Genomic DNA, 9,692 nt, shown 5'->3' on the forward strand with positions numbered 1-9,692 from the left:
TACCCTTCCTACTCGTAGCGATAGCGGCCAACTTACTACCCGGGGCAATTCCGGATCTTCCCATTCTGGCAATAAGGCATCTGCCAGTACATTCAGCGGATTATGTCCGAGTGCCGTGGTGGCTGCTTTTACGGCTGACCAAGTGCTCATATAGCCTATCAGTTGGTAAAAGTTCCACTCGACTTGTAATACCGGCGGCTGTACAGAAATTTCCTGAAATGGAAATGGCAGATTTTTGTATCCTTCATCGACATGGCGACGTTCAGGTGCCCAATAGGGTGCGATCGTCACTTCATAAAAATGTCTGAAATAATGATTCAGATGTTCTTCATCAATGCTGAATACCCCATAACTAATAAGAGCCAGAATGGCATTGGATTTTGCAATACGGCGAACTTCCGCATAGAACTTGTCCAGATCCAGCCAATGGGCAGCTTGTGCGACTGAAATCAGATCTACACTCTGGTCAACACATGGGATTTCTTCGGCTAAGGCCTGATGATATTGAATTTTCGGATGAGGTTTGGCCTGTGCGATTTGTTCGCTACTCGCATCAATGGCAATGATCTGATCAAAATAATGCGCCAAAACCTCTGAAAACTGTCCTGAGCCACAGCCGACGTCTAAAGCCAATTTGGCACTCGTTGATAGCTCTGCCAGCCTCTTCCCCAAAGTGTCCGGATAATGCGGGCGAAACAAGGCATAATCTTGGGACTGCTGGGAGAAATGGTCTTTAAATTCCCGCCTTTCCATCTGCACTTTCCTGACCTGTTTTCTAACAGCTTAACTCGATCCGGAAAGGCGACAATAGGAATTTGGTTTCATTTCCAATAATTTTTAAAACTAAAAAATTAGCGTATTTTAATTATCTAAATTTTTTAAAAATCAGCGAGTTTAACTATTTTGCTTGATTTGATAATCCGCTTTAAAGTTCTGATAACTACGTCGCTCTGCGGAATTTTCGGTTAAAGCTTTTACTTCCTGCATGGTATTCAAGCAACGTGCAGTGAGCTGGATATATTGCTCGGTGCCATGGCTTTTCCAGGCAATTTCTTTTTCCTCTAAGGGACGAACTACTTTCGCCGGACTGCCAAGTACCAGATTATTTGCTGGTACTTTGAATTTAGCCTTGACTGTACTGTTGGCCCCAACAATGACATTCTCCCCGATTTCGGCCTCATCCAGAATCACACTATTCATACCGATCAGGGCATTTTTTCGTACCACGCAGCCATGCAGAATGGCACCATGGCCGACATGGCCATATTCTTCAACCAAAGTCACACTGTCCGGAAATCCATGGATGGTACAGGAGTCTTGGACATTGGCATTTTTCTGGATATGAATCCGGCCAAAATCGGCACGCAGCGAAGCGAACGGACCAATATAAACTCCGGCTTCAATGATCACATCACCGATCAGCACAGCCGTAGGATGGATATAAGCTTCAGGGCTGACGACAGGAATCACCCCATCAATCGCATAACATGGCATAGACTCCTCCTTGAGCTATTACATTCATGATTTTTTTAAATATTAAAAGGTCAATTCCGGCTGCTTTAAGCCACCAAAACGTTTATAAAATTGTGGATGCGCAGGTGGCATAAGACCTTCCGCGGTCCGGGCAGTCTCCAGAAAAAACTCATCTCCTGCTGCAAATACTGCCTGATATAGATTGGTACTCAGGTTGCGCGCAATCAGTGACAACCAGTCTGTTGGCAACAGTTCAAATGGCAGATTGGGGTCTTTTAGTAAAATACGGCGATATTGATGGATCAACAGGATACGAATCTGGAAGGCTTGTACCGGATCCAGTTCCTCTTCATTTTCCACCAGATAGAAAAACTCGCGGAAATCGCTAATAAATTTTTCATAACGCTGATGCAGTTCCGGGATTGGCCAGTTAGTCTCAACCATGCGTTTAATGGTTGGATAAGATTCCTGCCAAAGCTGTAAAGTTTCAGCACGAAACACTACGACCTGATCGGTCATCTTGTTATTCAGTAACAGGTTTTGCAGTTTCTGCTGATCACACCCCGGATAGGCCATGACATTGGTCGCGATATTGGCAAAGCCTAACCATTCCAGTTCTTTTTTTAGCGTTTGTTTATTTTCTAGTTCAACTGAACTGAGCAGAACCAGATCCCATTTCTGATCCCATTCATTATGCTGGAAACTGTAAATTTTCTGGTCTGCGGTAATAAAACGCTGACGGCTGCTTTCGGTAATACGGTAATAACTGGTGCGGCCAATCTTTTCTGAACTCAGCCAGCCATTTTGTACCAGACGGAATACGGCGGTACGCACAGAACGCTCATTGAAGCCAAATACATCCATCAGCTGAATCAGGCTGGCAAGACTAATGACTCCCCCACGGTGATAAATGCTGTCACCAAAAATCGTCATTACCAATGAGGTTCCACTGAGGGTCTCATTCTGAATGAAATCATCAATTACTTGTTTTAATTTCGGATTCATTACGTTCAATTTACCTTGTCAAAGCCGGATGACAGACCTGAGCCTGTCATCCAGACGTATTTAAGCGGACTTTCGGATATCAAACACCCGCTGAGCCTTACCTTCAGAACGTGGCAAGCTACCTTCCGGTAAAACCTCCACACTGACACTAATCCCGACCATGGTCTTGATTTGGACTTTCAGCTGATTTGCCAATTGGTGTGTCATATTTATAGCATTATCTTTACGCATTTCGGTACGAATATGCAATGTATCCAGGTGACCCTGTTTACAAATCTGAATCTGATAATTTGGAATAAGCTGCGGAATATGCAGGATTTGCTCTTCAATTTGTGATGGGAACACATTCACGCCACGAATAATCATCATGTCATCACTGCGACCGACAATCTTGTCCATACGACGCATGCTACGTGCTGTACCTGGCAATAAGCGTGTCAGATCACGGGTACGGTAACGAATCACCGGCATACCTTCTTTGGTGATGGTGGTAAATACCAGTTCACCCAGCTCACCATCTGGTAATACTTCACCAGTTTCCGGATGGATAATTTCAGGATAGAAGTGATCTTCCCAAATCGTTGGACCATCTTTGGATTCCAGACATTCCATCGCCACACCCGGTCCCATGACTTCGGACAGGCCGTAAATATCCAGCGCATCAATACCCAGACGTTCTTCAATTTCACGGCGCATTTCATTGGTCCATGGCTCTGCACCAAAGATGCCAGTCTTGATTGAACAATCCTTGGCAGTTCCGAATTTTTTCTCCAGACACTCAATAATATTCAGACAATAAGATGGAGTGACCATTAAAGCCGTTGGCTTGAAATCATGAATCAGCTGGGCCTGCTTATCAGTTTGACCACCTGACATTGGAATTACGGTGGCACCCAGACGTTCTACCCCATAATGTGCACCCAGCCCGCCAGTAAACAGGCCGTAACCATAAGATACCTGAATCGTATCTTTACTGCTGAGTCCGGCTGCACGTAACGAGCGTGCCACCACATCTGACCAGGTATTAATGTCATTCTGGGTATAACCAACTACAGTCGGCTGACCTGTCGTGCCTGAAGAAGCATGTACACGGACAATCTGCTCCTGAGGCACAGCAAACATGCCAAATGGATAGTTTTCGCGCAGATCCTGCTTGGTGGTGAACGGGAATTTTGCCAGATCTTTTAGTGATTTCAGATCATCCGGATGCACACCCGCTTCATCAAACTTTTTCTTGTAAACCGTACTGTTCTGATAGGCATGCTGCAGCGTTTTTTTCATACGTTCCAATTGCAGGCTACGTAATTCATCTACTGAAGCGGTTTCAATCTGTTCCATTGCATTGTTATTCATATTCTTGCTCCTGCTGCAGTCATCCTGACTGCTGATGATTTCTCTTTTGATTCAGTCCTTAAGCCACATTTTCCAGAATCAGTGCGACACCCTGTCCAACACCGACACACATGGTACAAAGGGCATATTTTCCTTGCTTGCGTTGTAATTCTTTCATGGCGGTAATGACCAGCCGTGTACCGCTCATTCCAAGTGGATGGCCAAGGGCAATAGCACCCCCGTTTGGATTGACGCGTGGATCATCATCCTGAAGGCCTAGCTCACGTAGCACTGCAAGCGCCTGTGCGGCAAAGGCTTCATTGAGTTCGATCACATCCATCTGTTCCAGACTTAAGTTTGTCTATTTTAATACTTTCTGCACTGCCGGCACTGGGCCAATGCCCATATAACGCGGTTCCACTCCTGCACTGGCAATTCCCACTACCCGTGCCAATGGTTGCAATCCATACTGTTCTGCGAAATATTTATTACCCAGTAGCACACAGGCTGCACCGTCATTGACACCAGACGCATTACCCGCAGTTACCGAACCACCTTCCTTGCGGAATGGCGCTTTTAAAGAAGCCAACTTTTCTAAAGTAGTATCGGCACGTGGATGCTCATCTTCAGCAATCACCTGAGTAGAACCTTTAGTACCTTTGATTTCTACGGGCAGGATTTCTGCCTGAAAAATACCGTTCTGCTGTGCCTGTGCAGTTTTTTGCTGGCTGCGATAAGCAAACAGATCCTGATCTTCACGATTAATCTGATATTTTTCAGCTACGTTTTCTGCCGTTTCCGGCATGCTATCTACGCCGAAACCTGCCTTGAATTTTGGATTGATAAAACGCCAGCCAATGGTAGTGTCATAAATCTCTGGTGTACGGCTAAATGCTGTGGTGGGCTTGGATTGCACAAATGGTGCACGGCTCATGGATTCTACGCCACCGGCCACTACAAACTGTGCTTCACCCGATTTAATTGCACGTGCTGCCAGACCGACCGCATCCAGACCAGAGGCACAGAGGCGATTTACAGTAATGGCAGGCACACTTTCCGGCAATCCAGCCAGAAGTGCTGCCATACGTGCGACATTACGATTATCTTCACCGGCCTGATTAGCACAGCCTAAAATCACTTCATCAACTTCTGCCCATGGTAGGTTGGGATGCTGCTGTTTTAAATACTGGATCGGCAAAGCAGCAAGGTCATCGGCGCGAATACTGCTCAAACCACCTGCGTAACGACCAATTGGGGTACGAATACCGTCAAAAATATAAACATGTTCCATCGTTCTTGTTCCTTAGCTCGCCATACCTTAGTCTGTTGGCGATACTTGTTGCGCCTGCCCTAGCGCTGTCTGCTTAGTTCAATATATACCAGGTTGTATCACTCTTCACCAAAAATACGATACATATTTTTTAATATTTGTAAATTACTGACATATTAAATTCCATTTACTCATCCAAATCATTTTTTTGAATAAATAAAATAAAAAATAATTCAAAAATCAACAGCTTGAGTAGAAAAATAGTGCATAAATCTATATTTCCAGATTTCATTTACTATCAGGGTACTACTACATATAACATAGGACCTAACTAACCATCAGACCAAATAGGTATCATATTCATACCTGTCAGGAATAATTCAACTCGACCAAGTGGCTAAGCGACAACTGAAAGGAAAAATCGCACAACTTTGAGCCGAGTCAAATCCATCTCCGGCAGATTTAGCAGCCCTTATATTGTGGTGTGCGTTTTTGCATAAAGGCCTGAACGCCCTCACGATAATCACTAGAACGGCCCGCCAGACGTTGCAGATCGCGCTCCAGAATCAGTTGCTCATCCAGATTATTGTCTGCGGCGGCATGAATCGCTTTCTTGATCAGGGATAGACCATAAGTCGGCTGAGTCGCCAGATGTTCAGCCATTTTTTCAGCTTCTGCCTTTAACTGATCATCTTCAACTACCTGCCAGATCATACCGAGTTGTAGCGCACGTTCAGCCGAGATTTTGTCACCCAACATCGCAAGGCCCATCGCTTGGGCACGGCCCACCAGACGTGGCAGGAACCAGGTGCCACCTGAATCTGGCACCAGACCGAGACGGCAGAAAGCCTGAATAAATGAAGCAGATTTGGCAGCTACCACGATGTCACACGCTAGTGCGATATTTGCACCTGCACCCGCTGCCACACCATTTACAGCACAGATGACCGGTTTCGGCATTTCGGTAATAAGCTTAATTAATGGATTGTAATATTTTTCAATCGATAGCCCCAGATCTGGCGCATCAGCATTTGGATCAACCACACGATCGTTCAGGTCCTGACCAGCACAGAAACCACGTCCTTCTGCAGAAATCACTACAGCGCGAATTGCCGAATCTTGCGCCCAGCGCTTTACGACAGAAGATACTTCCTGATGCATGGTTTCATTAAAACTGTTGAGCTGTTTAGGACGATTAAAAGTCAGGTAGCCCACTGCATTTTTTTCTTCAACAATAATTGTTTGGTAATCCATTACACACCTTTTAAGTTTCTATTTCGTTCATGCATTTATCTGCATGATGCTTAATTTAAAATCTTTACTCGTCGAAACTGAGACGAACATTTCGAGTGGTTGGACGCGCCTGACAGCTCAGCACATAACCTTTCTGGATTTCTTCTTCTTCCAGGCTATAGTTGATCGCCATTTCCACTTCACCCTGCAGCACCTTACATTTACAGGTTGCACATACCCCGCCCTTGCAGGCATAAGGCAGATCCGCACCTGCACGTAAAGCGGCATCCAGAATGCTGTCATCCTGTTTGGATACTTCAATGATCAGCTCACGACCATCCAGAATGATGTTGACCTTTTCCTCGGTACGGCTTTCGATCTGCTGTGCAGATGCTTTTGGTGCAGCCCCGGTATTGAAGCGTTCGGTGTGAATTTTGCTGCGTTCGATCCCAAGGGTTGGCAAAACGGTTTCTACTGCATTCATCATTTCTTCAGGGCCACAGGCAAAGCAGTGATCGGTTTCTGCTGGAATCAGGCCTGCCTGGAACAGCTGCTGCAGTTTTTCTGCATCAATACGACCATTGAAAATCTCGCTGTCATTCAGTTCACGCGAGAAAATATTGATCAGTTGCAAACGCTCTTTAAAACGGTCTTTCAGATCCATGATCTGTTCAGAGAACATGGTCTGTTTCCAGGAACGGTTACCATAAACCAGTGTAAAAGTGGCATCTTGCTTACGGCTCAACACTGCTTTGACAATAGACAAAATTGGTGTAATGCCACTACCTGCAGCAAAACCCAGATAATGTTTACCACCAGTCTTGGCCGCTTTCTGGAAAAACACACCTTGTGGTGGCATCACTTCCAGTACATCGCCCACTTTCAGGTTTTCATTGGCCCAGGTTGAGAACTGGCCTTGATCAATTTTCTTGATCGCAATACTCATGTCTTCATCACTATCGCTACAGATCGAATAGCAACGGCGCAATTCTTCCTGTTCTGTAAGATGACGGATGGTCAGGTGTTGGCCCGGCTGATACTGAAAATTTTCGGCATGTTCCGGACTCAGTTCAAAAGCAATGCAAATTGCCTGTTCAGTCTGAGACTGAATCGATTTAATGGTTAACGGAATAAACTGGCTCATTTCAAAATCCTTCTTAAGCTGTGGCAATCTCACGCTTTATTGTTATGGCTTGTGCGCTTAAGCCCTTAAATACATTTAAAATAGTCAAACGGCTCCAGGCATTCCTGACATTTATACAGCGCCTTGCAAGCGGTTGAACTGAATTCACTGAGTAATCGGGTGTGATGGCTCTGACAATGTGGACACTGGATACCATCACTGAGTGCGACATGGGTACCGCAGCTATTCGATTCGCCTTTAGGTGGAGCAATACCGTATTGCTGCAATTTATGTTTACCTTCCTCACTCATCCAGTCAGTGGTCCATGCTTCTGACAGATCGACCACGACTTTGACCGGCGTCAGCTCATGTGCTGCAAATGCCTGGGTGATTTCCGCCTTGAGCAGATCGGTTGCCGGACAGCCACTATAAGTAGGGGTCAATCGAACCACGATTTCATCCTGTGGGTTGATCTCCACTCCACGAATCATGCCCAGGTCAAGGACTGACAGGACTGGAATTTCCGGATCGGAAACCTGTGCCAGGACCTCCCAGCATTGATCTTCTACATGTCTAATCAAGTTCATGCCACTCACTCCCTGTGATGTGCTGGATTTACCAGTTCATGCCTGGATAGCTGCGCTGCATATATTGCAGTTCCGCCAGTACATAACCCAGATGTTCGGTATGCAGTCCCTGCTTGGCACCGCTACGATAAGCACCGCTTTCTGGTAGGCTCAGTTCAAAACGTTGCAGCTCGGCAGATATTGTTTCCAGCCATTTCGGTTTCAGCAGCTCTAGATCAGGAATCAGGTGAGCATCGACCAGCTGACGTTCATCTACAGTCAGGCTGAACAGCTCTTCAGTAAAACGCCATAGCTGGTTCAGACCATTCTGGATTTTTTCATGTGCTTCTGCAGTACCTAAGCTCAGGCGTTCCATCCATGAGGTTGAAAAACGCAAATGGTATTTCACTTCTTTCAGCGACTTGATGGCGAATGAGGAAATCTCTTCATTCCTGCTATTGCTCAGGGCTGCAAACAGCAAAGCATGGTAATGATCCATCAACCACTGACGTACGATAGTTTGACCGAAGTCATTATTTGGCTGTTCGCATAGCAGTAAGTTACGGTATTCACGCTCGGTACGGAAATAGGCCAGTTTATCTTCATCACGACCTTGCCCTTCAATTTCACCGGCTAGACTCAACGCGGTACGTGCCTGACCCAGCAGGTCCAAACCGATATTTGCCAATGCAATATCCAGCTCTAGCTCCGGTGCGTGACCGCACCACTCTGCCAGACGGTGTGAAAGGATGAGCTGGCTGTCGCCAACATGCAGTAAAAATTGTGCCAATACCTGATTCGTCATTGCTCTTTCCTCCACCTTACATGTGTTCGATGCCATCTGGAATGTGATAGAAGGTCGGATGACGGTAGACCTTGTTCAATGAAGGATCAAAAAACTCCGATTTTTCATCTGGTTGAGATGAGGTAATTAGTTCAGATTTCACGACCCAGATACTTATCCCTTCATTGCGGCGGGTATAGACATCGCGGGCATTTTGCAGGGCAATTTCATCATCAGGGGCTCGCAGGCTGCCGACATGGCGGTGGCTCAGGCCTTGTTTGCTGCGAATAAATACTTCGTATAAAGACCAGTTATTTTTGTTCATTTGCATATCCTTGTGCTATTCCGTTGCCTTAGGCGATTTTTCTATTGTCTGACTGCTGCTGTTGCTTGCTAGCATAAACTGCTGCCGAATCACGCACCCATTTGCCCTCTTCCCAAGCCTTGCGGCGTGCTTCGATACGTTCATGGTTGCATGGACCTTTGCCTGCCAGTACATCAAAGAACTCATCCCAGTTCACTTCGCCAAATTCATAGTGGCCTGTTTCTTCATTAAACTTCAGGTCTGGGTCCGGTACAGTTAGGCCAAGCTGCAATACTTGCGGCACAGTGTTATCGACAAATTTCTGACGCAATGCATCATTACTGAATAATTTGATTTTCCACTGCATGCTTTGCGCACTGTTTGGAGAATTGTCATCACTTGGACCAAACATCATTAATGCCGGCCACCAGAAACGATTCACTGCATCCTGTGCCATCTGTTTCTGTTCTGGTGTACCTTCTGCCAGTTGCATCATGGCTTCAAAACCTTGACGCTGATGGAAACTTTCTTCTTTACAGATACGCACCATGGCACGTGCATAAGGACCATAAGAAGTACGACACAGCGCCACCTGGTTGACG

Annotated in this window: 10 protein-coding genes and 1 pseudogene; all 11 read right to left on the minus strand. The window is 45.9% G+C overall.

All coding sequences use genetic code 11. The annotated features are described in order from the left end of the window. Nucleotides 1-753: class I SAM-dependent methyltransferase (locus tag B4J23_RS13180; protein WP_291361242.1), on the minus strand; the 753-nt coding region annotated here is incomplete at its 3' end. 141 nt (nucleotides 754-894) lie between these two features. After that, a complete protein-coding gene (locus B4J23_RS13185) occupies nucleotides 895-1,494 on the minus strand; it encodes a gamma carbonic anhydrase family protein (RefSeq protein WP_179993128.1) in 600 nt (199 codons plus the stop codon). Between the two features lie 42 nt (nucleotides 1,495-1,536). After that, nucleotides 1,537-2,478 (minus strand): phenylacetic acid degradation operon negative regulatory protein PaaX, encoded by a 942-nt coding sequence (gene paaX, locus B4J23_RS13190; protein WP_159123525.1) that lies wholly within the window; start codon nucleotides 2,476-2,478, stop codon nucleotides 1,537-1,539. 60 nt (nucleotides 2,479-2,538) lie between these two features. Next, nucleotides 2,539-3,831, minus strand: a complete 1,293-nt coding sequence (paaK, locus tag B4J23_RS13195) for a phenylacetate--CoA ligase PaaK (protein ID WP_261634993.1) — start codon at nucleotides 3,829-3,831, stop codon at nucleotides 2,539-2,541. Nucleotides 3,832-3,889: 58 nt separating this feature from the next. Then, nucleotides 3,890-5,101 (minus strand): annotated as a pseudogene (gene pcaF / locus B4J23_RS13200) (3-oxoadipyl-CoA thiolase). 441 nt (nucleotides 5,102-5,542) lie between these two features. Next, nucleotides 5,543-6,334: a 2-(1,2-epoxy-1,2-dihydrophenyl)acetyl-CoA isomerase PaaG gene (gene paaG / locus B4J23_RS13205; protein WP_004783368.1), complete on the minus strand. Its 792-nt coding sequence runs from the start codon at nucleotides 6,332-6,334 to the stop codon at nucleotides 5,543-5,545. A gap of 64 nt (nucleotides 6,335-6,398) precedes the next feature. After that, a complete protein-coding gene (gene paaE, locus B4J23_RS13210) occupies nucleotides 6,399-7,457 on the minus strand; it encodes a 1,2-phenylacetyl-CoA epoxidase subunit PaaE (protein WP_291361245.1) in 1,059 nt (352 codons plus the stop codon). 65 nt (nucleotides 7,458-7,522) lie between these two features. Continuing rightward, nucleotides 7,523-8,023 carry a 1,2-phenylacetyl-CoA epoxidase subunit PaaD gene (gene paaD / locus B4J23_RS13215; protein WP_034701544.1) on the minus strand — a complete coding sequence of 167 codons (501 nt, stop codon included), beginning with the start codon at nucleotides 8,021-8,023 and terminating at the stop codon, nucleotides 7,523-7,525. 28 nt (nucleotides 8,024-8,051) lie between these two features. Beyond that, the gene (gene paaC / locus B4J23_RS13220) at nucleotides 8,052-8,807 is read right to left on the minus strand and encodes a 1,2-phenylacetyl-CoA epoxidase subunit PaaC (RefSeq protein WP_291361248.1); all 756 of its coding nucleotides are present in this window, start codon (nucleotides 8,805-8,807) and stop codon (nucleotides 8,052-8,054) included. Between the two features lie 16 nt (nucleotides 8,808-8,823). Then, nucleotides 8,824-9,111, minus strand: coding sequence for a 1,2-phenylacetyl-CoA epoxidase subunit PaaB (gene paaB, locus B4J23_RS13225; protein WP_180031833.1), 288 nt, complete (start codon nucleotides 9,109-9,111; stop codon nucleotides 8,824-8,826). Nucleotides 9,112-9,139: 28 nt separating this feature from the next. Continuing rightward, nucleotides 9,140-9,692: Phenylacetic acid catabolic protein (locus tag B4J23_RS13230; RefSeq protein WP_291361250.1), on the minus strand; the 553-nt coding region annotated here is incomplete at its 5' end.

Source organism: Acinetobacter sp. UBA3025, assembly GCF_002367915.1.
GTDB lineage: Bacteria > Pseudomonadota > Gammaproteobacteria > Pseudomonadales > Moraxellaceae > Acinetobacter.